This window comes from Kineococcus mangrovi (assembly GCF_041320705.1).
Taxonomy (GTDB): Bacteria; Actinomycetota; Actinomycetes; order Actinomycetales; family Kineococcaceae; genus Kineococcus; species Kineococcus mangrovi.
On record NZ_JBGGTQ010000003.1, the window covers coordinates 347,416 to 372,277 of the forward strand.

Consider the following 24,862-nt stretch of genomic DNA (forward strand, 5'->3'; position numbering starts at 1 on the left):
TGCTGCTGGACACCAGTCCGCTGCGCGACAGCGGCCCGTTCCGCGCGGCGTTCGCCGCGCGGGCGGTGTCGCTGGTCGGCATCGGGTTGCTGGTGGTGACCGTGCCCGCCCAGACCTACGCGCTGTCCGGGTCCAGCCTGCACGTCGCGGCGGTGTCGGTGGTGACGGCCGCCGGGGTGTTCCTCGGTGCCCTGGGGGGTGGGGTGCTCGCCGACCGCTGCGAGCGGCGGCGGACGATCTCGTGGGCGCGGGCGGTGGCCGGACTCTGCTTCGTGGCCCTCGGGGTCAACGCGCTGCTGCCGCAACCGTCGCTGCTGGTGGTCTACCTGGCCTCCGCGGTCGACGGGGCGGCCGGTGGGGTCAGCAGTGCGGCCTTGATGGCGGTGAGTTCCACGCTGGTGCGCCGCGACCAGCTGGCCGCGGCGGGGGCGCTCATCGTGCTCACCACCGACGTGGGCACGGTGGCCGGTCCCGCGCTGGCCGGGGTCCTGCTCGCCGCCGGCGGGACCGCGGCCACCTACTTCGCCGCGGCGGGGGCCACCGCGGCGACCGTGCTGCTGCTGCGCGGCCTCGGCCCGTGCCCGCCCCCGCCGCGGCGGGACACCTCCGGGGCGCTGCGCGCGGTGGCCGACGGGATCGGGTTCGCGGCCCGGCACCGCCTCGCGCGGGGGGTGCTCGTGGTGGGCACCCTGGCGGTCGTGCTCGCCGGACCGCTCGTGCTGCTGCCCGCCTACGTGGAGGAGGTCCTCGGCGCCGGACCGCGCACGCTCGGACTGCTCTACGCGGCCCCCGCCGTCGGCGCCGTCCTCGCCTCGCTCACCAGCGGGTGGACCGCCCGGGCGAGCGGCGGGGTCGCGGTCCTCGCGGTGGCGGTGATGGCGGCGGGTCCGCTCGGTGCGGGGGTCGCCGGGACGACGGTGGTCGCGGCGCTGGCCCTCGCGGTCCACGGTGCCGCCCGGGCGGTGGGGGACGTGGTGCGGTTCGCGCTGCTGCAGGCGGGGATCCCGGACGCGGTCCGCGGCCGGGTGTCGGGGTTGTGGCAGGTCCAGGTCCTGGCGGGCACGGCGATCGGCTCGGGACTGGCGGGTCTGCTGGGGCGCTGGTTCGACCCGGCGACCGCGCTCGTGGTGCACGGTGCGGTGGGGGTCGTGGCGGCCGCGGTGGTCGCGGTCTGCCTGCGCCGCACCTGGCGGCCGCCCGACGGGCGGGCCGTCCAGGCAGGAGAGATGACGACGACGACAGGAGGAGCACGATGACGGACGGGACGGGGACCCACGAGGTGGACGCGGCACGCCTGCGCACCGACGTGGCGGAGATCCTGGGACTGGACCCTGCGGAACTGACCGAGGACGAGGACCTGTTCGACCGCGGGATGGACTCCGTGCGGTTGATGGCCCTGTTGGGGCGCTGGCGCGCGGCAGGGGTGGGCGACCTGGAGTTCGCCGACCTCGCCGAGCAGCCCGAGCTGAGGCACTGGGCCAGACTGGTGACGTCGACGTGGACACGCTGACCGGCCCGGTCGTGGCCCCGGTGTCGGAGCGGATCCCGGGCGGCGGACACCGGTGCAGCACCTCGGGAACCGGTTCCTGATTTCACGGCGGGGCGGGGACGTCCGGGGCGCAGAGGTCGGGGAGGTCACGGTGCACCCGGTGCTCCGGTGTGCTGCAGGAAGGTGCTGACGGCGGCGGCGACGGTGGTCGGGGCGCCGGTGTTCCACGGGCCGTCGTGGCCGAGGCCCTCGAACTCGGTCCGTCGAGACTGCGGGATGAGGTCGTGCAGGGTCGCGACGGCTCGCCGCAGGAACAGCGGGCTCCTCGTGCCGCTCAGCAGCAGCACCGGCTGGGTCAGGGAGGCGTACTGCCCGATGCGGCCCTCGACACCGGCGACGTCGTGGAAGTCGAACCGGACCCCGGGCAGGAGGTCCCGGGAGGTCGATGCCGGACCGCGGCGGAGGGTGTCGGCGGCGAGCACCGCCTGCGCCACCGCGCGCGCGAGGGGCCGGGGTGCGCGCCGGAGGAGGGGCGGTGCGGTGCCTGCCGCGAGGAGGGAGTCGATGAGCGCGGCGGGGAGGTCCCCGCGTTCCAGGTCCGCGAACAGGCGCGCGATCGCGGCCCGGTCGATGCCGTCCGCCGGTGGGGGACCCAGGTAGAACGGGGGCTCGTACACCACCGCGCGTTCGACGACCCCGAGGACCCGGGCGGCTTCGAGGGTGATGACCGCCCCTAAGCTCAACCCGAACACGGCCCGTACGCCGGTGGCCGCCATGACCGCGTCGAGGTCCTCGACGTCGCGCCGGATGTCGTGCCCGGGGTCGTAGGGGTGCGGACTCGCACCGCGGCCCCGGCGTTCGGCGGAGACGACGGTGTGCGAGGTCGACAGTGCCGCCGCGAGGTCGCGGTAGGCGTGCACGTCCGCCATCGCCCCCTGCACCAGGACGACGCCCGGCCCCCTCCCGCGGCGCAGGAAACCGATCCGGGTGCCGTCTCGCGAGCGGACGTGTTCTGCCGTCGGTGGCGAGGTCGGGGACGCTGTCGCCACGACCACCTCCTGGTTCCCGAGGTACTTCCACGCTGGAATGGTCCAAGCCTAGTTAGTACCCTCTCCTGGTGCTGAGGGTGACGTGAGGTCAAGTCCGGATCAGCGCGCGGAGGTGATCGCCCTGCTGCGCGTTCAGCGCCGCGGATTCAGCCCTCGGCCGGCAGTTCGCCAGGCAGCAGCGCATGCACCCCACCGACGCCGCGGCCGTCGTGGCGATCCTGGACACCGAGCGCGGCGGCGGTTCGATCACACCCGCTCGGCTCGCGGAGCGGATCGGGCTCAGCGCCAACGCGACGTCCGCGGCGCTCAACCGTCTCGAGGGAGCAGGCCACGTCGTCCGGACCCGGGACCACCAGGACCGACGACTCGTCAGCCTGCACACCACCGCGAAGGTCCACGCCGACGCGGCAGCCTTCTTCGCGCCGACCGCGTCAGCTGTGGACACGGCCCTCACCGGGCGGCCGCCCCGGCAGCTCGAGTCGCTCACGCAACTGCTCACCGATCTCATCGACGCCCTGGGGGCCGGCCTTCGAGGAGCGGGAGGTGCGACCCGCACCCCCACCTGAACCGCGCCCGTTCGCACGTCCCCGGCCCGCGGGACGACCGCCCACCCGCGCACCGCGGGACGACAGGGCGTCCGCTCCTGATGCAGGTCAGCGTGGGTGAGGGCGGCGCAGGCGCCGGTGCAGCACGGTGGTCTGCTCCTCAGCCAGGGTGCTGCCGCTGCTGAGCGCGTACAGGAAGAACGGTCGTCGGCCGTCGACGTGGAGCAGTGGTGCAGCCGCGCCCCACCGGAGAGCCGGCTCGATGGCGCTCACCTCAGCGGCGTCGAGGACGCGAGTGCGCCAGAAACCGACGTGGCGCAGTTCCCGGGCAGTGACCTCGACACGCATCCGCAGCGCCAAGGCGGCGGCCGTCCAGGCAAGCACCGCGAAGACGTACAGGGAGGCATCGTCGTGGCCGAAGCAGAGGATCAGCACCGTGTACCAGACAGCCAGGCCGAGGACAGCCCAGCGGTTCCGGCCCCGCAACGTCGTGGTCACGCACTCAGCGTTCGGAGGCTTCCTGTCCACCACGCCAGTCTGATGCTCAGTGGGCGCCTCACGGGACCGTGCGCTCCTCGCAACCGCGTTCCCGGGATCACGCTGTGGAAGAGCGCCCGGCCTGCGGGATGGTCGAGCGTCCACCTCCAGACCGAGCGTGCCGCGAGCCCGGTGGACGGGTACTCGTGAGGCGTCGGCGAGCCGGGTGGCGCCACGTCCAGCACCCGCCACCACCGAGCAGCGCAGCGAGTCCGCCGAGCCCGGCCACCGTCACCGCTCCCGGTACCGCTTCGTCGAGGCAGTAGCTCGAATGTTCAGCAGACCTGGTCGTCGAGAGGCTGTGAAGGGTCACGTGAGACGTGGGAGCGATCGCGTCAGACGGGGAGAGATCAGAGAACAGCGGGCAACAGGCTGCGCGGGACGGTGGTGCGGGTGCGGTGCCTGGACAACACGGGAACTCCTGTTCGTCGGGGTCGTGCGCCCGGTCGGCGTCTCGTGGTGAGGACCGGGCGCCGTGCTGGTCCAGCGGCGTCGGCGGCGCTCTGGCCGACCGGGCTGCCGCGATCAGTGCCTCGGGCCCGGCACCGATCGCCACGGGGTGCGCGGTCGGCGTCGACCTCCCCGAGGGCGGTCGGACCGCGAGGGTTCGGCCGGATGCGGTGACCCCGCGCAAGGGGGAGGGCACGCGCCCGGGAACCGTGCACCGGGGACGTGGCAGTTCCCGTTCGGGGTGGGGCGGGTCGCGCGGTGACCGGCGGGGAGAACCTGTCGACCTCCGACACGGTCGTGTCCGTCTCCACCGCCGGGGTGCGCTCCCCGTTGTTCGCGCCCCGCCGCGGGAACCCGTCTGCGGTGCGTTCGCCGACCACCCGTGGGTGGGGGCGCCGTTCGTCGCGGGTCTGCACGCGCTCGTCGGACGTCGAACTGCTCCACCCGCACCGGCCGACGGCGCGAAACACCCTGGTGCCGAGTGCGGATCGGGGTTACCGTGTGGGCCGCAGAGGTGTTGAGCGTCGAGCTGTCGGCGTCCCGCTTCGCCCGATCGCGAGGAACCCCTCATGGAATTCGCCGTCTCCTGCGACCGTCGCCCCGGTTTCTCCGTCGTGCGGGTCAGCGGCGGACTCAGCGCGGAGACCGGCTGCCTGGTGCTCGCCTGTGCCGAGGTCGCGTTGCGGTGGAGCCCACACCTCGTCGTCGACCTGTGCGGTGCCACGTCGGCCGACGGCTGTGTGCCCGGCGTGCTCGCCGAACTGCGGGACCGCGCCCGGCGTTCGGGAGGTCGGGTGTCCACGACGAACGACTGGACGGTCCCACCCGTGACGCTGCACCTGGGCGGGGGTGGCGGTGGAGCTCCGGTGGGCGGCAGCCGACGGGTGGAGATCGGGTCCCGGAGGGTCGGGTAGCCGGGCCCGGGGTTCTGCACCGGTCGGAGGTGCAGCAGGAGGACCACGGGGAGGGGCGGCGGGAGAACCGCGAAACCGTGGGCCCGCGGTCGCACGTGCGGTGCGGAGGTGGAGATCCACCAGAGCCGAGAACGTCGACCGAGAACGGCTGCGCAGGAACCGCCTCGGGCACGGCGAGCCGGTGACGACCGGTGCCGACGACAGCATCGACGATCTGGTGGCCGCCACGAGCGAGAACCGCGTCGAACGCCTACCGGTCGCCGGCAGTCCGGCGAGGCGACCGGTAGGCGTTCGACGCGCTCACCGCGGGGGCTCGTCGAGGGCGCCGGTGGCGGCGACGTCCCACGCCACGTCGCGCAGTCTGCGGTTGGTGTCCTGGCTGAACCGGGCCAGCACGGCGAACGCCTGGTCGGCGGTGAGCCGGTGGTGGGCCATCAAGATGCCCTTGGCCTGCCCGATGAGGTCCCGGCTGTCCAGCGCGACGCGCACGTTGGCCAGGTCCTGGGCGTCGGCGACCGCGACGGCGGCGTGGGAGGCCAGGACGGCGCCGATGTCCTCGGACTCGTCGTCGAAGGCGAACCCCTGCGGGGAGAGCAGGTTCAGCGCGCCGAGGTTGTCGCCGTCGACGTACAGCTGGAAGCACAGCGCGCTGCGCACCTGCACCTCGCCGGCGTGGTGGGCCAGGTCGGGCCAGCGGGCGTCCTCGGTCAGGTCCTCCACGCGGATGGTGCGTGCCTCGAACAGGGCGTCCAGGCACGGGCCCTGCCCCACCTGCGTCTGCACGGTGTCGAAACCACCGGCTTGTTCGCTGGTCGCTGCGACCGAGGTGACCTGCTGACGGCGTCGGGCGCGGCTGATGGTGGCCTGGTGGGCGCCGGGGACCAGGCCCACGGCGGCTTCGACGATGCGGTCCAGCACCTGCTGCGGGGTGTCCTGGCGTCGCAGCTGACGGGCCAGTTCACCGAAGTGGCTGGCCAGCTCACTGGCCGGGGCCCCCTGCCGGTGGTGGCGGGAGCGGCGATCACCGGTCGTGTCCGGGCCGGGGGCCTCCCCGGTCGTGCCGGTGAGGACCTGGTCGGTGGGAGAGGTCACGACGTCCTCCTGCCCGTGGTGGGGCTCGTGTGCACCGTTCTGGACACCGGCCCCGAGGCGTGGCCCACGGTAGCGGTCCCGCACGGGGCCGGACCACCCCGACGAATCGACGTGGGCGATCGAGCCGGTGGAGCGGGTGCGAACTCCGGCTGCCGCTCACTCCCAGGAGGTCGTCAGCGCGAACGCCGGTTGCCGCGGTGGGACCTCACCGCTCACCCCACCGTCGGCGTCGGCGTCGGCGTCGGCAACGGGGCTGGTCTCGGCCCAGGCGGCGAGGGCGGCGGCCCGTTCCTGGGCGACGGTGCCCCGCCCACCCAGCAGAGGTGTCAGGTCCAGGGCGTCCAGCAGCAGCTGGACCACTGGACGGGCCTCGGCCAGGACGAGGCGGCCGCCTCGCCGGGAGGCGTCGCGGGCGGCGGACAGGAGCACGCTGACGGCGGCGCCGTCCACGAAGGGGACCCTGGACAGGTCCACGACCACCGTGCGGCCGTCGTGGACGGCGCCGGTGAGGCACAGGTGAGCGCTGTGCGCGGTGGTGAGGTCCAGGTCGCCGCGGACCTCGACCGTCACGACGCCGGCGCGGGGGCGGGAGCAGATGCTGAACGTCATGCGTCCTCCAGGGAGGTCCATCGCATGGGTGCCCTCGGTAGGACGCGATCAGCCTAGAGCACGCGCACCCGTTCGGACAGACCGTCACCGACACCGGTCGTCCCGAGGCGCGCACCGGCCGCGCCGGTCCCGGCGCTCAGGTCGTCGCGGGTGCCCAGCCGAGCCGGGGCCCGAGGTGGGCGGCCATGTCGGTGAGGATCTGCACGTAGTCGTCGTGCTCGAACCCGAAGGGCAGCGCGAAGACGACCTCCTGGACGAGCTGGAACCCCTCGTCGGCCCACAGCCGTTCGGCCAGTTCCCCGCTCGTCCCCAGCAGGTCCTGCGCGAAGAGCAACCGCCCCGGTCCCTGGGGCGTCCCGACGCGCGCGGACCGTTGCTCGACGTAGGCGCGGTACCGCTCGCGCTGCGCCGCGGTCGCGGAGTCGGTGGGGATGACGACGAGGCCCTGGGACGTGCGGCCGGCGGGGTGCAGCTCGCCGAACGCGCGCAGGTGCGACGCCTGGATCGAGGGGAAGTCCGTGGAGCCGCCCTCGGCGCGCACGACGCTGGAGGCCAGCAGGTGCAGGCCCTGCTTACCGGCCCACTGCGCCGAGCGCAGGCTCGCCCCGCCGTACCAGAGCCGGTCGGCCAGGCCGGGGGAGTGCGGTTCGACGCGGTCGGAGAACACCTCGATGCCCTGCGTCCCGGCGAAGTCGCTGGCCCGGTCCCCGCGCAGGAACCGGTGCAGCCGTAGGACCCGTTCGTAGCCGAAGTCCTCCACGTCGGCCGTGTCCGGGTACAGGGCCCCCCTCACGTGCTCGAACTGCATCGGCGGGCCGACGCTGACGCCCGGCTGCAACCGCCCGCCCGCCAGCACGTCGACGGTGGCGAGGTCCTCGGCCATCCGCAGCGGGTTCTCCCACCCGAGCGGGGTGACGGCGGTGCCGAGGTGGATCCGGCTCGTGCGCTGCGTCAGCGCCGCCAGGACGGCGACGGGGGAGGAGATCCCCGGCTGCAGGTGCCGGTGGCGCAGCCAGGCGCTGTCGAACCCCAGGCGCTCGCCGAGCTCCACGACGCGCAGGGTGCTCTCGTGCCCCGGTCGCGGGTCGGTCGGGTCGAACGACCCGATGGTGAGGAACCCCATGCGTCGCAACGGCGCTCCTTGCTGCGGCACGTCAGACCGTCCCTTCGAAACCTGCGCTCGCGGTGACCGTCCCCGGAGCGACCTCGGTGAAACCCCCGTCGCGCACGTCCACCCGGTCCGCGGGCGGGAGCACGACGGGGCCGGTGAGGACGCGGACGCCGAAACCGCCGCGCCGCCAGGCGTCGGTGCGCGGCAACCGCTCGTGCGCGAGCTGGGCGGCGTGACCGACCTGGGCCGCGGCCTTGCCCGTCGTCATCGCGACCCCGGGCGTCAGCCGGACCGTCAGCACGTCGTCCGGGCCGGGGACCGCGAGGCCGTCGGGGTCGTCGAGGTCGAGCCCGCCGACCTGCAGGGGGCGCAGCAGGTCCGGGACCTCCTCGCGCGGGTGGGGTGCGAACACCCGCACGACGGCGTCGCCGCTGGCGGCCTCGCTGTGCGGCAGCCCGGCCGTGCGCTCCCACGCCGCCCCGCGGGCGCGGCGGCAGATCTTGCGGATGCGCCGGTCCCGCCACGCCTGGACCGCGGCGTGCAGTTCCCCGTCGGGGTCGGTGACGCGCGGGTCGTCCAGGAGCAGCACGACGGCGCGGGCCGCGGCGACGAGGACGTCGGTGTGCGCGGGCCGCCGGCGGCCGGGGGCGTCGCGTTCGACGCGGGCGACGAGCGAGAGCGACCAGGGGTCCGGTTCGTCGTCCGGCGGCGGCAGGGGCCGGGTCGGGGGCCGGGTCACCGCAGGCCGCGCCGCTCGAGGAACCGCAGCTGCCGCTGGACCTGGAACCCGATGCCCCCGGCGTGGTCGGCGAACTCCCACACGTCGATCTCGCGGTCCTCGTGTCCCCAGCGGTTGTAGGCCGCGAACACCGTCGACGGCGGGCACACCGGGTCCATGAGGGCGACGCTGAACAGGGCCGGGACGCGGGCGCGGGAGGCGAGGTTCGCGCCGTCGACGTGGGCGAGGGTGGCGAACGCGCGCTCGACGTTCTCGGGGGAGTGCCGGCGCAGGTAGTCGACCACCTCGAGGTAGGGGCCGTCGCCGGCGACGTGCGTGCCGCGGCGGACGTGGCACAGGAACGGGACGTCGACGAGCGCGGCCGCCACGCGGTCCCCGGACAGCGCGGCGGCGGCGATGGAGAACGCCCCGCCCTGGCTGCCCCCGCGCACCACGACGCGGGAGGTGTCGACCTCGACGCCCAGGCCGGGCAGCGCGTGGGCGACGTCGACCGCGCGGGCGCAGTCGACGAGGGCGCGGCGGTAGTAGTACGTCGTCGGGTCCTCGATGCCCTTGGTCATGAACCCGCGCGCCCACTGCCCGCCGGTGACGTCGGGGTCGGGGTCGGGGGTGTCGTGGCCCTGGCCCCGGGTGTCGACGACGAGGTGGGCGAAACCGGCGGCCGCCCACGCGGTCCGGTCCACGGGCAGTCCACGGCCCCCGGAGTACCCGATGAACTCCACCACGACGGGCAGCGGCCCGGGCAGGTGCGCCGGGCGCAGGAGCCAGGCCGCGATGCGGTCGCCGTCCCACCCCGCGAACCGCACGTCGTCCACGTGCAGCGCGGGCAGCGCCGGACCGGTGTACGGGGTCAGCTCGACGGCGAGGTCGTGGCGGCGGGCCCGGGCCAGGCTCCCGGCCCAGAACGCGTCGAGGTCGGCGGGTTCGGCGAGGTCCCCCCGGTAGGTCCGGAGCGCGTCCAGCGGCAGGTCGGTGAGCGGCACGTGCTGACGCTACTGCCCGCCCCGCCCGCTCACGCGGGGGCGGGGACCGCGCTCGCGCGGAACTGCTCGATGGTGTCCCGCAGGGCGGCGAGGATGTAGTCCGGCACCCGCATCCCCTGGTCCCGGGCCCACAGCAGCTCGCGCTCGACGAGCCCGATCTGCGCGCCGAAGTCCTCGACCTTCTCGGCCAGGCCGAGCGTCGTCAGGACACCGCCGAACTGCGCGCGGTGCTGCGGGGTGTGCGCGCCGACGGGGCTGAAGGAGGCGCGGCGCAGCACCCTGGCCAGCCGCAGCTGCCAGGGGGACAGGACGTTCTGCTGGAACATCTCCGTCGCCGACAGCCGGTAGAAGGCGAAGTGCCCCGGCTCCTGCCGGCGGATGGGCTGCACGATCGTCCGGGAGACCGCCTCCTCGCCCATGTCGTCGAGCCCGTCGACGAGGAGGTTGTAGGCCACGACCGCGGCCTTCTCCGTCGCGGCCCCCGTCAGGTAGTAGAGGAGGCGCGCGACCTCCTGCACCGGCTTGAGGTGGGCGAGGGAGCCGAGGATGCGGATCTTGGGGCTCACGTGGTCGGTGTTCGGGTCGGCCGGGGACAGGTCGATGTCCTGCTGCAGCCGGTCGAGGATCAGGCCGTGCTGGATCTCCTGCGGCTGCCACACGTCGGCGTAGAAGAGGCGGTCGGTCTCGGAGACGTCCGGCAACAGCGTCAGCAGCTCCAGGACGTTGCGGTCGACCTCGAGCTCCACGCGCGCCAGGTAGTCGATGACGTGCCCGAAGCGCTCACGGACGCCGCGGGGGTCGTGGACCGTGCGGTCGACGGAGTCCAGCGCGATGGGCGGGTACTTCTCGCCCAGGCGGAGGACGTGGTCGCGGATGTCCCCGGGGGTGATGATCTTTCGCGACACGTGCACTCCTGCTTCGAGGTCGAACCGGACGAGAGCCCCCGCACAGTGTGCACCGAGACGCGCACCGGTGTGAGGGCACCCTCAGTTCGCAACCGATCGGTGACCGGATGGGTTCCCTGAGTCGTTGTGGCCTGGATCACCCCTCCAGGCCCGGGACGCGGCTCAGGCGCGGGTGCGGCGGTGGGCCGTCACCAGCTGGAACACCCCGAAGGCGATGACCCCCGCCGCCACGACGAGCAGCAGCACCACGCCGTACGGCTGCGCCGCGATCTCGTGGAAGGCGGCGTCGAGACCGCGCGACTTGCCCGTGTCCCCGGTGGCCGAGAGCGCGACCAGCACCCCCAGCACCGCGAAGGCGATGCCCCGGGCGAGCTTGCCCGCCATCCCCAGGCGGCGCAGCGCCGGCGACAGGGTCCCCTCGATCTTGTCCTCGAAGTCGCCCTTCAGGCCCTTGACGGCGGTGACGACCCCGACCACCACGACGGCCAGGCCGACCAGGACGACCAGGACCGCCCCGCCGGGGGCCTCTAGGACGCGCTGGGTGACGGTCTGCTGCTGGGACCCCGACGAGGACCCGCCCCCCGTGGCGAAGCGCACGCAGGAGAACCCCAGGGCGGCCGCGGCGACGCCCTTGACCACCGCCCGCGCCCGGTGCGGGAGCTCGTCCTCGGTGACGACCTCGACGACCTGCCACAGCAGGAGGGCGCCGAAACCGACCGCGAGGACCACCAGCAGGACCGTCCCGAACGGCTGCTGCGCGATCTGGGCCAGGGCGCCGCTGGAGTCGGCCGAGGTCGAGGCGCCGCCCAGCGCCACCTGGGCGGCCAGCCACCCGATGAGCAGGTACACCACCCCCTCGGCCGCCACCCCCACCCGCCCGAGCTTGCGCAGGCCCTGTTCGTGCCGCTGCGCGAACGCCTCACCGCGCCGGGCGTGCTGCTTGACCTGGGACTGCGCCGAACCTGCCATGGGAGCAGGGAATCGTCGCCGCGTCCGCTCCGCAACCGGGCGGGAGCACGGTGAACACGGTGAGGTGGCGGCCGGCCCACGTCGTAGCATCGGCCGACCCGTCCGGTGCCGGAGCAGAGCAGGAGGCCGGGGCATGGCCCGCCACCCGTCCCGTGGGGAGACCGCCGTCGAGGGCAGGACCCCGACCGTCTACGACGTGGCCGACCGCGCGAGCGTGTCGATCGCGACCGTCTCGCGCGTCCTGCGCACCCCGGAGGCCGTCCGCGAGGCCACCCGCGAACGCGTCCTCGCCGCCGTCCGCGACCTCGGCTACGTCCCCTCGGGCAACGCGCGGGCGCTCGCGGGCCGCAAGACCGGTGTCATCGGGCTGTGCTTCCCCGACCACGACGCCCTGGAGGAGGAGGACCGGCCCGCCGGTGCCGGGGCGGGCGGCGTCCGCGTCGTCGACGACCGTCGGCGCGGCGCCGCGCCGAGCAGTCCCAACCTGTACTTCGACGAGGTGCTGCGCGGGGCGGAGGCGGAGGCGTGGCGGCGGGGGTTCGCCCTCATGGTCGCCGCGGGCCGGGGTCCGGCGCGCGACGTCGTCGTCAACGACGTCGCGGGCCGCTGCGACGGGCTGGCGGTCCTGGCCCGCACCGTCTCCGACGAGCTGCTGACCCACGTCGCCCGGCGTCTGCCCGTCGTCCTGCTGGCCGACGCGGCCCGTGCCGGCGGGGACCTGCCGGACGGCCTCGACCACGTCAGCGTCGACAACGCCGCCGGCATGCAGGCGCTCGTGGCCCACGTCGTGAGCGGTCTGGGGGTGCGCGACGTCGTCTACGTGGCGGGGCCCGCGGACTCCCCCGACGACGCCGAGCGGCAGCGCGGGCTCCTCGCCGCCCTCGACGCGGCCGGTCTGGACCGCGCGGCCGTCGAGCACGTGCGGGGCGACTTCCGGCGGGACGCGGCCGACGTCGCGGTCACCGGGCTGCTGGGGCGGCGGGTGCCGCGGGCGCTCGTGTGCGCCAACGACCAGTCGGCGCTCGGTGCGATGGACGCGCTGCGGCGGCGGGGGCTGCGCGTGCCGGACGACGTCTACGTGACCGGCTTCGACGGCCTGGACGTGGGGCGGTTCACGCAGCCGCCGCTGACCACGGTGGCCCAGCCGATGGCCGAGCTGGGCCGGGCCGCCGTGCGGGCCGTCGTGGCGCGGTTGACGGACCCCGCCGCCGCGCCGCTGTCCGCCCGGCTGCCGGTCGAGGTGTTGCTGCGGGAGAGCTGCCCCCCGGTTGACACACCGATGTAAGCGCATACGCTGACTCCCACGACGAACGTGGAGGTCGAGCGATGACGCTTCGGCAGGGACCGGTGCTGGGACGCCGGGGGATCCTCGCAGGGCTCGGTGCAGGAGCCGCCCTCGTGGGGACCGGACTGAGCGGTTGCAGCGTGCAGGTGCGCAGCCGACCCGATCCGACGATCGGGCAGGACACGATGCTCATCAACGCGGACAAGGGGAACCCCCTGTTCAACCGCGTCTTCAACCCGTTCCTGGTGAACACCAGGACGGCGGCGAAGTGGATCTACGAACCGCTGATCCTCGTCAACCCCCTCGACGGCGAGCAGATCCCGTGGCTCGCGCAGTCGTGGGAGCTGCCCGACGCGCGCACGATCGTCCTGACGGTGCGCGAGGCGCAGTGGAGCGACGGGGAGCCGTTCACCGCCGACGACGTCGTGTTCACCCTCGAACTGCTGAAGCAGGTCCCGGCGCTGGACGGCAAGGGGGTCTGGCAGCACCTGGCCTCCGTCGAGGCCGACGGCGACCGCGTCGTGTGCCGGTTGCAGACCGACGACGTGCCCGCGCTGCCGATCATCGGCGTCACCTACGTGGTCCCGCGCCACCGCTGGGCCGAGGTCGCCGACCCCGGGACGTACCGCGACGAGAACCCCGTCGGCACCGGGCCGTTCGTGCTGGGCAACTACAACCCGCAGCAGTACTCCATGGACAGGAACCCCCGGTACTGGCAGGCCGACAGCGTCGAGATCGAACACCTCGTGCTGCCCGCCACGGACAACCAGCTCGACACCGTCACGCGCGGGTACGACTGGAGCTACTCGTTCATCTCCGACGTCCAGGGGACGTGGGGCGCGGCCAGCCCGCACAACCGCTGGTGGTTCCCGCCCGGTGGCATCGTCGCCCTGCTGCCCAACCACACCGTCGCCCCCTTCGACGACGTGGCCGTCCGCCGCGGGCTGTCGCTGGCGCTGGACCGGGGACGCATCGCCGACGTGGCCAGCGAGGGGTACATGCAGCCCGCCGGTCAGACCGGCCTCGTGCTGCCCAACCAGCAGGACTGGCTCGACCCCGCCATCCCCGACGCCGGGATGGTCGCGCAGGACACCGCGGCGGCCCTGGAGTCGTTCGCCGCGGCCGGGTACACCCAGCGCGACGGCAGGCTCGTCGGCCCCGACGGCCGGCAGTTCGCGTTCGCCCTGACCTCGGCGAACGGCTACACCGACTGGACCCGCGCGGCCCAGGAGGTCGCCGGGCAGCTCGGTGCCCTCGGCATCGAGGTCAGCCTCCAGCTCCCGCAACCGGCCGGGTACCAGTCGGCCGTCGCCAACGGCCAGTTCCAGGTGGCCCTCGGCGGCATGGGGGGCGGTGACGTGTTCCGCGCCTTCAACGACCTCATGTCCAGCGAGTTCCTGACCGACGTGGGCACCTCCACCCAGGCGAACTACGAGCGGTTCTCCGACCCCGAGGTCGACGCCCTGCTCGCCGAGTTCAGGTCCAGCACCGACCCGGCCCGCCAGCTCGCCGCGGCCCGGTCCCTGCAGCGGAAGGTCTACGAGGAGCTCCCGGCCATCGGCCTGTACTACGGCGGGCTCTGGGGCCTGTACAACGACGAGAAGTTCATCGGCTGGCCCACGGCGGAGGACCCCTACATGGCCCCGCAGAACTACGACTCCGCGCCGCTGGGGATCTTCACGCGGCTCAAGCTCGCCGGAGGTGCCGCGTGACCGTCCTGGATCCCACCACGGACCCCGGTACCGCCGCGGCCCCCGCCGCGCGGACCGGCCGGGGGTCCTTCCCCGGCCGGTACCTGCTCGGCCGGCTCGGGTTGTTCGTCCTGACCCTGTGGGCCGCCGTCACCGTGAACTTCGTCCTGCCGCGGCTCATGCCCGGCACGCCCGCCGACGCGGCCGTCGCCAAGCTCGCCCAGAACGGCCCGGTGAGCGAGGCCACCCGCGCGGCCATCGAGGCTCAGCTCGGGGTGCCCGACGGGAACCTGCTGGCGCAGTACGGGTCGTACCTGCGACAGGTCGCGACCCTGGACTTCGGGGTCTCGTACACGTTCTACCCGCAGACCGTCTCCTCGATGGTGTCCCAGGCCCTGCCGTACACGCTGCTGCTCGTGGGGCTGGTCACCGTCCTGGCCTTCGTCCTCGGCACCCTCGTGGGCGTGCTGTCGGCCTGGAAGCGCGGGACGTGGCTGGACGCGCTGCCGACCCTGTCGGGCAGCTTCCTGTCGACGTTCCCGTACTTCTGGACCGCGCTGCTGCTGCTGTTCTTCCTCGGGTTCGTGCTGCACTGGTTCCCCACGACGGGGGCCTACTCGGCCACGACGACCCCGGGGTTCACCCTCGCGTTCCTCGGCGACGCCCTGGCCCACGCCGCGCTGCCGGCCATCACGATCCTGCTGACGTCGCTGGGCGGGTGGATCCTCGGGATGCGCAACGCGATGATCAACACCCTCGGCGACGACTACGTGACCTTCGCCGAGGCGAACGGCCTGCGGGGGCGGACGGTCGCCCTGCGCTACGCGGCCCGCAACGCGATCCTGCCCAACCTCACCGGGTTCGGGCTCTCCCTCGGCGGCGTCGTCGGCGGGTCCGTCCTCGTCGAGCAGGTGTTCGGGTACCCCGGGATCGGGTACCTGCTCTTCAACGCCGTCATCGGCCAGGACTACCCGCTGATGCAGGCGCTCTTCCTCATGATCACGGTCAGCGTGCTCGTCGCGAACTTCCTCGTCGACGTGCTCTACGGCCTCCTCGACCCGCGGACCCGGAGGTGAGCGGCGTGGCGACCCCGCACACGGGCACGACCCCGTCGACGTCGGAACCCGACGTCCAGCACGCCCCCAGCGCGTGGCGCAGCGTCGGCCGCGTCCTCGCGACGCTGTGGGACAACCGCAAGGCGCGCGTCGGTCTCGTCCTGCTGGCGTTCTTCCTGCTCCTCGCCCTCGTCGGCCCCCTCCTGGCCCCGTACGGCGCGAAGGACAACACCTTCCCCCGCAGCCAGGACGCCGGCACGGCGCACTGGCTGGGCACCACGGCGGCCGGGGAGGACGTGCTGTCCCAGCTCGTCCACGGCGCCCGCACCAGCGTGCTCGTCGGGTTCACCGCCGGCCTGCTCGCCACGGCCGTCGCCGTGCTCATCGGCCTGTCCTGGGGGTACACGCGCGGCTGGGTCGCCGAGGTCATCGGGTTCGTCGTGAACCTGTTCCTCGTCGTCCCCGCCCTGCCGTTCATGATCGTCATCGCGGCGTACCTGCAGAACGGCGGCGTCGCCGTCATCGTCGCCGTCATCGTCATCACCGGCTGGGCCTGGGGGGCCCGCGTCCTGCGCTCGCAGACGCAGTCGCTGCGTTCGCGCGACTTCGTCGAGGCGGCCCGGTTCTCCGGCGACAGCGCCCCGCGCATCGTGTTCCGGGAGATCCTGCCGAACATGACCTCGCTGATCGCCGGCAGCTTCTTCGGGGCGGCCACGGCGGCGATCCTGGCCGAGGCGGGCCTGGAGTTCCTGGGCCTCGGCGACACGTCCGTCGTCAGCTGGGGCACGATGATCTACTGGGCGCAGAACTCCAGCGCCCTGCTCACGGGGCAGTGGGCGCTGCTGTTCGCGCCCGGTCTGTGCATCGCGCTGCTGGCCCTGTCCCTCACCCTCGTCAACTTCGGCGTCGACGCCGTGAGCAACCCGCGACTGCGCGAGGGGTCGCGGGCCCGGAAGGCGGACCGATGAGCACGCAGGCCACGAGCACCGGAAGCCCCACCACCGTGCAGGAGGACCTGCTGCAGGTCCGCGACCTGTCCGTCGTCTACGAGTCGCACGGGCAGCGCGCCGTGCAGGCCGTCGACCACGTCTCCTTCGGCCTGCGCCGCGGGGAGTTCGTCGGGCTGGTGGGGGAGTCGGGGTCGGGCAAGTCGACCCTGGGCTACGCGATCACCCGGCTGCAGAAACCGCCGGCCCGCACGAACGGGGGGCAGATCCTCTTCGGCGGCCACGACGTGCGCGACCTGGACGCGGAGGGGTTGCGCCGCCAGCGCCAGGGCGGGTTCGCCATGGTCCTGCAGTCCGGCATGAACGCGCTGAACCCGGTGCGCCGGGTCCGTGACCACTTCGCCGACATCTACCGCGCGCACGGCCACGTGCCCAAGCAGCGGTGGGAGGAGCGGTCGGCCGAGCTGCTGGCCAAGGTCGAGCTGGACCCGAAGGTCCTCGACCGCTACCCCGGGGAGCTGTCCGGCGGGATGCGCCAGCGCGTGTCCATCGCGCTGGCCCTGTCCCTGGACCCGCAGCTCGTCGTGTTCGACGAGCCCACCACGGCGCTCGACGTCCTCGTCCAGCACGCCGTCATGGACACCATCGTCGACCTGCAGCGCACCGAGGGGTTCACGGCCGTCCTCATCAGCCACGACCTCGGGATCGTGCTCGAGGCCACCGAGCGGGTCCTCGTCATGCACGAGGGGCGCATCGTGGAGGACGCGCCCTCGCACGACGTCCTGCGCTCCCCGCAGGACGAGTACACGCGGATGCTGCTCAGCCACTACGCCGACCCGCGCGCGCAGACCGTCTCCCTGCCCGGGTTCCCGGACCGGTCGCTGCGGCCGCGGCCGGCCCCGCCGGCGGGCGGCGAGGCCGTCGTCGTCGAGGGGGTCTCCCAGACGTACCCGCCGCCGCGGCGCGGGGAGGCGGAGGTGCACGCCGTCTCCGACGTCTCCTTCACCCTCGAACCCGGTGCCGCCCTGGCCCTCGTCGGGGCCAGCGGGTCGGGCAAGTCGACGATCGCCAAGATGGTGACCGGGGTCGAGGCGCCCACGTCGGGCTCGGTCCGGTTCGGCGACCTCGACGTCGGCCGGCTCAAGCGGCGAGAGGTGAAGACGCTGCACCGCAGCGTGCAGATGGTGTTCCAGGACCCGTACGCGGCCCTGAACCCGCTGCACACCGTCGAGTACGCGCTCACCCGACCGGTCCTGAACCACACCGGGCTCACGGGGGCGGACGCGCGCCGCCGCGTCCACGAACTGCTCGAGACGGTCGGTCTCACCCCGACGGGGCAGTTCGCCCAGAAGCTGCCGCACCAGTTGTCCGGGGGCCAGCGCCAGCGCGTCGTCATCGCCCGCGCCCTGGCGTGCGAACCGCAGGTCATCGTGGCCGACGAACCCGTCTCGATGCTCGACGTCACCCTGCGGGCGGGCGTCCTGGCGCTGCTGGAGGACCTGCGCGAACGCCTCGGGGTGTCGCTGCTGTACATCACCCACGACCTGCTGAGCGCCCGCCTCATCACCGACGACCTGCTCGTCCTGCACTCCGGGCGCGTCGTCGAGCGCGGACCGACGGCGCAGGTGCTGCAGCACCCCACCCACCCCTACACGGTGTCCCTGCTGGACGCCGTCCCGAACCCCGCCCGAATCCGCCAGGAGTCCTGAGATGCGCACCTTCCCCGACGGTTTCCTCTGGGGCGCGGCCACGGCCGCGCACCAGGTCGAGGGCGGCAACGTCGCCGGCAACTGGTGGGTCCACGAGCACGACCCGGCCCTGGCCGCGGCGTGGGGCATCGTGGAACCCTCCGGTGACGCCGCCGACAGCTACCACCGCTACCGCGAGGACGTCCGGATCCTGGCCGACCTCGGGCTGACCTCCTACCGGTTCAGCATCGAGTGGGCCCGGATCGAGCCCGAGCGGGGGTTCTTCTCGCGCGCCGCCGTCGACCACTACCGGCGGATGGTCGACACCTGCCGGGAGTTCGGCGTAGACCCCGTGGTCACGCTGATGCACTTCACGGTGCCGCGCTGGTTCGAGCGCGACGGGTTCTGGCGGGCCGACGACGCCCCCGACCTGTTCGGCCGGTACGTCGAGGCGGCGTTGCCCGTCGTCCGCGACGTGGAGTGGATCTGCACCGTCAACGAGCCGAACATCGCCGCGATGCTCGCCGGCGGTGAGGACGCGTCGAACCTCGTCGCGCACGGCCTGCCGAACCCGGACCTGCGCGTCGCCGACCAGCTGCTCGCCTCCCACGAGCGGGCGCGGGACGTGCTGTCGCAGCTGCCGGGGGCGAAGACTGGCTGGACGGTCGCGACCCAGGCGTTCAAGAGCACCGGCGAGCCCGGCGCCGACGACGCGACCGCGGAGTACGGCCACCCGCGCGACGACTGGTACCTCGAGGCCGCCAAGGGCAACGACTTCGTCGGCGTCCAGGCCTACACCCGCACCTTCGTCGGGCCCGACGGCCCGCTGCCCGTGCGCGAGGACGTCGAGACCACGCTCACGGGCTGGGAGTTCTACCCGCAGGCCGCCGCCGACGGGTTGCGCGCGGCGTGGGAGCTCACCGGGGGCGTCCCGTTGGTGGTGACCGAGAACGGCATCGCGACGGCCGACGACACCCGGCGGATCGCCTACACCCAGGCGTCGCTGGAGGGGATCCACGACTGCCTCGCCGAGGGGATCGACGTGCGCGGGTACCTGCACTGGAGCCTGCTCGACAACTACGAGTGGGCCTCGGGGTACCGGCCGACGTTCGGTCTCGTCGCGTGGGACCGGGAGACGTTCGAGCGCACGCCCAAGCCCAGCGCCCACTGGTACGGCGGGGTGGCGCGGGCCAACGCGCTGCCCTGACGCCCGGCCGGGGGTTCGCCTCGTTGGCCCCACGGGGTCGGTGATCGGCCGAGTGGGGCCAACGAGGCGTTCTCGCCCCGGGGCGGTGGAGGGTCAGCGGAACCGGCGCAGCCGCAGGGAGTTCGTGACGACGAACACCGAGGAGAACGCCATCGCCGCCGACGCGACGACGGGGTTCAGCAGTCCCGCCGCGGCGAGCGGGAGCGCGGCCACGTTGTAGGCGAACGCCCAGAACAGGTTGCCGCGGATCGTGGCCAGCGTCCGGCGCGACAACCGCACGGCGTCGACGGCGGCGAGCAGGTCGGCGCGAACGAGGGTCAGGTCGCCGGCCTCCACGGCCACGTCGGTCCCGCTGCCCAGGGCGATGCCGAGGTCGGCGACGGCCAGCGCGGCGGCGTCGTTGACGCCGTCCCCGACGACCGCGACGACCCTGCCCCGCGCCTGCAGCGACCGGACGTGGGCGAGCTTGTCCTCCGGACGGGCCCCGGCCACGACGTCGTCGATCCCGACCGCGCCCGCGACCGTGCGGGCCGTCCGCTCGTGGTCGCCGGTGAGGAGCACGGGGTGCAGACCGAGGGCCCGGAACCCGGTGACGGCGTCGCGGCTCGTCGGGCGCACGGCGTCGGCGACGGCGAGGACGCCCACCGGCCGCTCGTCCGCGACCACCACGAGCACCGTCCGGCCCGCGGACTCGTGCTCGGCCAGAGCGTCGCGCACCCCGGCCGGCAGGTCGGCTGCGGACCAGTCCGGCCGGCCCACGCGCAGGGCCACGCCCTCGACCGTGCCGGCGATCCCGGCGCCCGCGGTCACGACGACGTCGCCGGCCGGGGCGAGCGGGCCGGCCTCGCGGGCCGCGGCGGCCACGGCCCGGCCCACGGGGTGCTCGGAGGCGTCCTCGAGGGACCCGGTGCGCCGCAGCAGCTCCGCGGCGTCGACCCCGTCGACGGGGACGACGGCCGCGAGGGTCATCCGGCCCGTGGTGACGGTGCCGGTCTTGTCGAGCACGACGGTGTCGACGCGCCGGGTCGCCTCCAGCGCCTCGGGCCCCTTGACGAGGATGCCGAGCTGGGCGCCCCGGCCGGTGCCGACGAGCAGCGCCGTCGGGGTGGCGAGCCCGAGCGCGCAGGGGCAGGCGATGACGAGGACGGCGACGGCCGTCGTGAGCGCCCCGGCCGCGCTCGCCCCCGACAGCCACCAGGCGCCGAACGTGGCGAGGGCGCCGACGAGCACGACGGGGACGAACACGCCCGAGACGCGGTCGGCGAGGCGCTGGGCCGCGGCCTTGCCCGACTGGGCCTCCTCCACGGCCCGGCCGATGCGGGCCAGGGCCGTGTCGGCGCCGACCCGGGTGGCGCGCACGACGAGCCGGCCCCCGGCGTTGACCGTGCCGCCGACGACGTCGTCACCGGCGGCCACCTCGACGGGCACGGACTCGCCCGTGACGACGGACGCGTCGACCGCGGAACTGCCGTCGAGGACCGTCCCGTCGGTGGCGACCGTCTCGCCGGGGCGCACGACGAACTCGTCGCCGGGCTGCAGGTCGGCGACGGCGACCCGGTGCTCGGCCCTGCGCCCGTCGACGTCGCGCAGGACGCCGACGTCCTTGGCGCCCACGGCGAGCAGCGCCCGCAGCGCGGCGCCGGAGCGGCGCCGGGCCCGCGCCTCCAGGTACCGGCCGGTCAGGACGAACACCGTGACGACGGCGGCGACCTCGAGGTACAGCTCGTCGCCGGTCGAGCCCCAGAGCCGGAACTCCATGTGCATCCCGGGCATCCCGGCGTCGCCGAGGAACAGGGCCGCGCACGACGTCAACCACGCGGCGGCGACGCCGATGCTCACGAGGGTGTCCATCGTGGCCGCGCCGTGCCGCGCGTTCACGACGGCGGCGCGGTGGAACGGGAACGCGCCCCACACCGCGACGGGGGAGGCGAGGGCGAAGGCGAGCCACTGCCAGTTCGTGAACTGCAGGGCCGGGACCATCGACAGCAGCAGCACCGGCAGGGCCAGCGCCGCCGTCGCGGCGAGCCGGCGGCCGAGTTCGGTCGTCACCGGGTCGTCCTGCGGCGCAGCGGGTTCAGGGTCCGGCAGGGTGGCCGTGTACCCGGTCTTCTCCACGACGGCGATGGCCTCGGCCACGTCCGTGCCCGCCGGCAGCCGGACCGTGGCCTTCTCGGTCGCGTAGTTCACGCTCGCCTCGACACCCGGCATGCGGTTGAGCTTCTTCTCGACGCGGTTCGCGCAGGACGCGCAGGTCATCCCGCCGATCGTGAGCTCGACCGGGGCGAACCCGTCCACGGGCGCGGCCATCAGCGCACCAGTTCGTAGCCCGCCTCGTCGACGGCGGCCGCGACGGCGGACTCCTCGAGGGGGGTGGTGCTGGTGACGGTCAGGGTCGAGGTGCCGTCGGGGACGAGGTCGACCTGGACCGCCTCGACGCCCGGCAGCGCCGAGACCTCCTCGGTGACCGCGCCGACGCAGTGGGCGCACGTCATGCCGCTCACCTGGAACTGGTTCGTGCTCATCAGGACCTCACCAACCGCGCGATCGCCGCGCTCGCTTCCTTGATCTTCTCGTCCGCCACCGCACCGCCCTCGGCCGCCGCGTGCGCGACGCAGTGCCCGAGGTGGTCGTCGAGCAGGGACAGGGCCACGGCCTGCAGGGCCTTCGTCGCGGCGGAGACCTGGGTGAGGACGTCGATGCAGTAGGCGTCCTCCTCGACCATGCGCTGCAGCCCGCGCACCTGGCCCTCGACGCGGCGCAACCGCTTGAGGACCTCGTCCTTCTCCCCGGCGTACCCCGGTCCGTGCTCCATGCCTCCTTGGTACCCCTCGGGGGTACGTTTCGCAACCCCTACCCCCTACGGGTACCAGGGCACCCGAGGGCAGGGGTGACACTGGGGGCGTGCCGAGCACCCTGCCCGACGGCGAGACCGTCCCCACCGACGGCGCCCTGCCGGCCGAGGCCCTCGCCGGGGCCGGCGACCGCACGTTCGGCGTCTACCTGCACGTCCCGTTCTGCGCCGTCCGCTGCGGCTACTGCGACTTCAACACCTACACCGCCACCGAGCTCGGCGGCGGTGCGTCGCAGGCCGCCTACGCGCGCACGGCCACCGCCGAGGTCCGGCTGGCCGCGCGGGTGCTGGGGGAGGCGGTGCGCCCCGCCGAGACGGTGTTCTTCGGCGGCGGCACCCCCACGCTGCTGCCCGCCGACGACCTCGCGACGATGCTCTGCGCCGTCCGGGAGGAGTTCGGCCTCACCCCCGGCGCCGAGGTCACCACCGAGGCCAACCCCGACTCCGTGACCCCGCAGGGCCTGGCCCGGCTGCGCGAGGCCGGGTTCACCCGCGTCTCGTTCGGGGTGCAGTCGGCCGTGCCGCACGTCCTGGCCGTCCTGGAGCGCACCCACGACCCCGCCCGCGTCCCGCTCGCCGTCCGCTGGGCCCGCGAGGCGGGCCTCGACGTCAGCCTCGACCTCATCTACGGCACCCCCGGGGAGTCCGTCGACGACCTGCGCACCAGCCTGGACGCCGCCCTGGACTGCGCCCCCGACCACGTCTCGGCCTACGCGCTCATCCTCGAGCAGGGCACGAAGCTGGCCGCCCAGGTCCGCCGCGGGGAGGTCCCCGAACCCTCCGACGACGACGAGGCCGACAAGTACGAGGTCGTCGACGACGCCCTCACCGCCGCCGGGTACGGCTGGTACGAGGTGAGCAACTGGGCCCGCGAGCCGCAGTTCGCGTGCCGGCACAACCTCGCCTACTGGCGCGGCGGGGACTGGTGGGGGATCGGGCCCGGGGCGCACAGCCACGTCGGCGGGGTGCGGTGGTGGAACGTCAAGCACCCCAGCGCCTACGCGGGACGGCTGGACGCGGCGACGTCCCCCGCCCACGCCCGCGAACGCCTGTCGGCCGACGACCGGCGGGTCGAGGACGTGCTGCTGCGCTCCCGGCTGGCCGAGGGTTTCGACCCCGCCTGGTGGGGCGTGCGGCCGCAGACGGCGCAGCTCCTGCTCGACGGGTTGCTCGCCCCCGCCGCCGGGGGCCGGGTCGCCCTGACCCGCCGTGGGCGGTTGCTCGCCGACGCGGTGGTGCGGCGGCTGCTGGACTGACCGGCGCCGGTAGCGTGCGGGCCATGGACCTCGGGCTCAGCGTCGGCTACCTCACCGGCCCGGTCGGGCCCGCCGCCGCGCGAGCGCTGGCGCTGACCCGCGCGGCCGAGGACGCGGGGTTCTCCTCCGTCTGGGTCGCCGAGGCCTACGGCACCGACGCGGTCAGCGTCCTCGGCTGGTTGGCCGGGCAGACGAGCCGCATCGGCCTGGGGTCGGCCGTCCTGCAGGTCCCCGCACGGGCTGCGGCGTCGACCGCGATGACGGCCGCCACCCTCGACGGGTTGTCCGGCGGCCGGTTCCGCCTCGGCCTGGGGGTGTCCGGGCCGCAGGTCGCCGAGGGCTGGTACGGGCAGCCCTTCGCCAAACCCCTCGCCCGCACCCGCGAGTATGTCGCCCTCGTCCGGCAGCTGCTGGCCCGGCAGGACTCGACGTTCGCGGGAGAGCACCTCACGCTGCCGCTGCCGGGCGGGCCGGGGATCCCGCTGAAGCTCATGCAACCCCCGCCGCGGGCGGACCTGCCGATCCACCTCGCGGCCGTCGGACCGCGGAACGTGGAACTGGCGGGCGAGATCGCGGACGGCTGGCTGCCCTCGTTCCTCGTGCCCGAGAACGTCTCCGAGTCCACCGAGCGCCTGGCCGCGGGCTTCGCGCGCCGGGCGAGCCCCCCGGAGCGGTTCGAGGTCACGGCGTCGGTGCCGTTCGTCCTGACCGGCGCGACGGGGGAGGACCGCGAACGCGCGGAACTGCCGGTGCGCCGGCTCATCGCGCTCTACGTCGGCGGGATGGGCTCGAAGGAGGCGAACTTCTACGCCGACCTCGGCCGCCGCCTGGGGTTCGGCGAGGCCGTCGACGCCGTCCAGGACCTCTACCTCGCCGGCCGCAAGGACGAGGCGGTGCAGCGGGTCCCGGCCGGTCTGGTGGAGGCGACCAGCCTCGTGGGGTCCGTCGACGCCGTGCGCCGGCGGCTCGCGGACTACGAGCGGGCCGGCGTCACGACCGTCGCGCTGGTCCCGCTCGGCACGGACGCCGTGGCGGACCTGGGCGCCGTGGCGTGAGCCTCAGCGCACCAGCCGGAAGATCAGCGGGTAGCGGTAGACCTCACCGCGGTTCGCGGCGACGGCCGCCAGGATCGTGAACACGAGGAACACGACGGGCGGGATCCACGCCACCCACAAGAAGATGAAACCTGCGCCGAACGTCACGAGGGTGAAGAGCCCTAGCACGAGACCCAGCGCGAGCTCGTAGACGATCACCGAGATCGTCATGTTCAGCGCCTCGGCGCTGTGCCCGCGCACGAACCCGCTGCGGTCCTTGAAGACCAGGAAGATGATCAGCGGGCCGAGGAACGGCAGGCTGATGAAGCTCGCCGCGATCGCGGACAGGTGCCCGAACATCCCCCACATCCGCTCGTCGGACGGCGACATCGGCGCGGGGACGTGCGGCGGCTGCTGGGGGTACGGCGGTTGGCTCACGGTCTCGATCCTCCCGGT

Annotated in this window: 25 protein-coding genes; 12 read left to right on the top strand and 13 right to left on the bottom strand. The window is 74.1% G+C overall.

Annotated features, from left to right (window positions below):
* The first annotated feature begins 5 nt into the window (after positions 1–5).
* Together entS and AB2L28_RS07560 are read left to right on the top strand one after the other, a co-directional pair.
* Positions 6–1,256, top strand: a complete 1,251-nt coding sequence (entS, locus tag AB2L28_RS07555; protein ID WP_370718380.1) for an enterobactin transporter EntS — start codon at positions 6–8, stop codon at positions 1,254–1,256.
* The gene (locus AB2L28_RS07560) at positions 1,253–1,510 is read left to right on the top strand and encodes a phosphopantetheine-binding protein (RefSeq protein ID WP_370718138.1); all 258 of its coding nucleotides are present in this window, start codon (positions 1,253–1,255) and stop codon (positions 1,508–1,510) included. Before entS ends, AB2L28_RS07560 begins: the two co-directional genes overlap by 4 nt.
* A 125-nt stretch (positions 1,511–1,635) precedes the next feature.
* Here AB2L28_RS07560 and AB2L28_RS07565 read toward each other — a convergent pair whose 3' ends face one another.
* Positions 1,636–2,538, bottom strand: coding sequence for an alpha/beta fold hydrolase (locus tag AB2L28_RS07565; protein WP_370718139.1), 903 nt, complete (start codon positions 2,536–2,538; stop codon positions 1,636–1,638).
* A gap of 182 nt (positions 2,539–2,720) precedes the next feature.
* Between AB2L28_RS07565 and AB2L28_RS07570 the strand changes: the two genes are divergently transcribed.
* A complete protein-coding gene (locus AB2L28_RS07570) occupies positions 2,721–3,104 on the top strand; it encodes a MarR family winged helix-turn-helix transcriptional regulator (RefSeq protein ID WP_370718140.1) in 384 nt (127 codons plus the stop codon).
* 87 nt (positions 3,105–3,191) lie between these two features.
* On the opposite strand, the gene AB2L28_RS07575 is transcribed toward AB2L28_RS07570, so the two are convergent.
* Positions 3,192–3,581 carry a hypothetical protein gene (locus AB2L28_RS07575; RefSeq protein WP_370718141.1) on the bottom strand — a complete coding sequence of 130 codons (390 nt, stop codon included), beginning with the start codon at positions 3,579–3,581 and terminating at the stop codon, positions 3,192–3,194.
* Positions 3,582–4,639: 1,058 nt separating this feature from the next.
* Here AB2L28_RS07575 and AB2L28_RS07580 point away from each other — a divergent pair.
* Complete coding sequence (locus tag AB2L28_RS07580) at positions 4,640–4,984, top strand: hypothetical protein (protein WP_370718142.1); 345 nt, start codon at positions 4,640–4,642, stop codon at positions 4,982–4,984.
* 300 nt (positions 4,985–5,284) lie between these two features.
* Here the strand turns inward: AB2L28_RS07580 and AB2L28_RS07585 are convergent, their stop codons facing one another.
* The 7 genes from AB2L28_RS07585 to AB2L28_RS07615 all read right to left on the bottom strand — a co-directional run bounded on the left by AB2L28_RS07585 (position 5,285) and on the right by AB2L28_RS07615 (position 11,392).
* Complete coding sequence (locus AB2L28_RS07585; RefSeq protein ID WP_370718143.1) at positions 5,285–6,076, bottom strand: GAF and ANTAR domain-containing protein; 792 nt, start codon at positions 6,074–6,076, stop codon at positions 5,285–5,287.
* 156 nt (positions 6,077–6,232) lie between these two features.
* On the bottom strand, positions 6,233–6,685 hold the full coding sequence (locus AB2L28_RS07590; RefSeq protein WP_370718144.1) for an STAS domain-containing protein: 453 nt from the start codon (positions 6,683–6,685) through the stop codon (positions 6,233–6,235).
* Between the two features lie 136 nt (positions 6,686–6,821).
* Positions 6,822–7,838, bottom strand: coding sequence for an LLM class flavin-dependent oxidoreductase (locus AB2L28_RS07595; RefSeq protein ID WP_370718145.1), 1,017 nt, complete (start codon positions 7,836–7,838; stop codon positions 6,822–6,824).
* A gap of 1 nt (position 7,839) precedes the next feature.
* Positions 7,840–8,535, bottom strand: coding sequence for a hypothetical protein (locus tag AB2L28_RS07600; protein WP_370718146.1), 696 nt, complete (start codon positions 8,533–8,535; stop codon positions 7,840–7,842).
* The gene (locus AB2L28_RS07605; protein ID WP_370718147.1) at positions 8,532–9,518 is read right to left on the bottom strand and encodes an acetylxylan esterase; all 987 of its coding nucleotides are present in this window, start codon (positions 9,516–9,518) and stop codon (positions 8,532–8,534) included. The genes AB2L28_RS07600 and AB2L28_RS07605 overlap by 4 nt, the downstream gene beginning before the upstream one ends.
* A gap of 29 nt (positions 9,519–9,547) precedes the next feature.
* Positions 9,548–10,423, bottom strand: coding sequence for a GTP-binding protein LepA (locus AB2L28_RS07610; RefSeq protein ID WP_370718148.1), 876 nt, complete (start codon positions 10,421–10,423; stop codon positions 9,548–9,550).
* A gap of 162 nt (positions 10,424–10,585) precedes the next feature.
* Positions 10,586–11,392 carry a DUF1206 domain-containing protein gene (locus AB2L28_RS07615; RefSeq protein WP_370718149.1) on the bottom strand — a complete coding sequence of 269 codons (807 nt, stop codon included), beginning with the start codon at positions 11,390–11,392 and terminating at the stop codon, positions 10,586–10,588.
* A gap of 133 nt (positions 11,393–11,525) precedes the next feature.
* Between AB2L28_RS07615 and AB2L28_RS07620 the strand changes: the two genes are divergently transcribed.
* The 6 genes from AB2L28_RS07620 to AB2L28_RS07645 all read left to right on the top strand — a co-directional run bounded on the left by AB2L28_RS07620 (position 11,526) and on the right by AB2L28_RS07645 (position 19,265).
* Positions 11,526–12,677, top strand: a complete 1,152-nt coding sequence (locus tag AB2L28_RS07620) for a LacI family DNA-binding transcriptional regulator (protein WP_370718150.1) — start codon at positions 11,526–11,528, stop codon at positions 12,675–12,677.
* A 113-nt stretch (positions 12,678–12,790) separates the two neighbouring features.
* Positions 12,791–14,389, top strand: a complete 1,599-nt coding sequence (locus AB2L28_RS07625) for an ABC transporter substrate-binding protein (RefSeq protein WP_370718151.1) — start codon at positions 12,791–12,793, stop codon at positions 14,387–14,389.
* A gap of 83 nt (positions 14,390–14,472) precedes the next feature.
* Positions 14,473–15,444, top strand: a complete 972-nt coding sequence (locus AB2L28_RS07630; protein WP_370718381.1) for an ABC transporter permease — start codon at positions 14,473–14,475, stop codon at positions 15,442–15,444.
* Positions 15,445–15,449: 5 nt separating this feature from the next.
* The gene (locus tag AB2L28_RS07635; RefSeq protein WP_370718152.1) at positions 15,450–16,391 is read left to right on the top strand and encodes an ABC transporter permease; all 942 of its coding nucleotides are present in this window, start codon (positions 15,450–15,452) and stop codon (positions 16,389–16,391) included.
* On the top strand, positions 16,388–18,079 hold the full coding sequence (locus tag AB2L28_RS07640; protein WP_370718153.1) for an ABC transporter ATP-binding protein: 1,692 nt from the start codon (positions 16,388–16,390) through the stop codon (positions 18,077–18,079). The genes AB2L28_RS07635 and AB2L28_RS07640 overlap by 4 nt, the downstream gene beginning before the upstream one ends.
* Position 18,080: 1 nt before the next feature.
* Positions 18,081–19,265 (top strand): glycoside hydrolase family 1 protein, encoded by a 1,185-nt coding sequence (locus tag AB2L28_RS07645; protein WP_370718154.1) that lies wholly within the window; start codon positions 18,081–18,083, stop codon positions 19,263–19,265.
* 93 nt (positions 19,266–19,358) lie between these two features.
* Here the strand turns inward: AB2L28_RS07645 and AB2L28_RS07650 are convergent, their stop codons facing one another.
* From AB2L28_RS07650 to AB2L28_RS07660, 3 genes are read right to left on the bottom strand one after another with little or no spacing between them, the layout of a single operon-like run.
* Positions 19,359–21,572, bottom strand: coding sequence for a heavy metal translocating P-type ATPase (locus AB2L28_RS07650; RefSeq protein WP_370718155.1), 2,214 nt, complete (start codon positions 21,570–21,572; stop codon positions 19,359–19,361).
* A complete protein-coding gene (locus AB2L28_RS07655; protein ID WP_370718156.1) occupies positions 21,572–21,787 on the bottom strand; it encodes a heavy-metal-associated domain-containing protein in 216 nt (71 codons plus the stop codon). The genes AB2L28_RS07650 and AB2L28_RS07655 overlap by 1 nt, the downstream gene beginning before the upstream one ends.
* Positions 21,787–22,077 carry a metal-sensitive transcriptional regulator gene (locus AB2L28_RS07660; protein ID WP_370440473.1) on the bottom strand — a complete coding sequence of 97 codons (291 nt, stop codon included), beginning with the start codon at positions 22,075–22,077 and terminating at the stop codon, positions 21,787–21,789. Before AB2L28_RS07660 ends, AB2L28_RS07655 begins: the two co-directional genes overlap by 1 nt.
* 89 nt (positions 22,078–22,166) lie before the next feature.
* Here AB2L28_RS07660 and hemW point away from each other — a divergent pair, with 89 nt between their 5' ends.
* Complete coding sequence (gene hemW / locus AB2L28_RS07665; RefSeq protein ID WP_370718157.1) at positions 22,167–23,372, top strand: radical SAM family heme chaperone HemW; 1,206 nt, start codon at positions 22,167–22,169, stop codon at positions 23,370–23,372.
* A gap of 23 nt (positions 23,373–23,395) precedes the next feature.
* On the top strand, positions 23,396–24,427 hold the full coding sequence (locus AB2L28_RS07670; RefSeq protein WP_370718158.1) for an LLM class F420-dependent oxidoreductase: 1,032 nt from the start codon (positions 23,396–23,398) through the stop codon (positions 24,425–24,427).
* Between the two features lie 3 nt (positions 24,428–24,430).
* Here AB2L28_RS07670 and AB2L28_RS07675 read toward each other — a convergent pair whose 3' ends face one another.
* Positions 24,431–24,844, bottom strand: coding sequence for a DUF4870 domain-containing protein (locus AB2L28_RS07675; protein WP_370718159.1), 414 nt, complete (start codon positions 24,842–24,844; stop codon positions 24,431–24,433).
* Between the last annotated feature and the right edge of the window lie 18 nt (positions 24,845–24,862).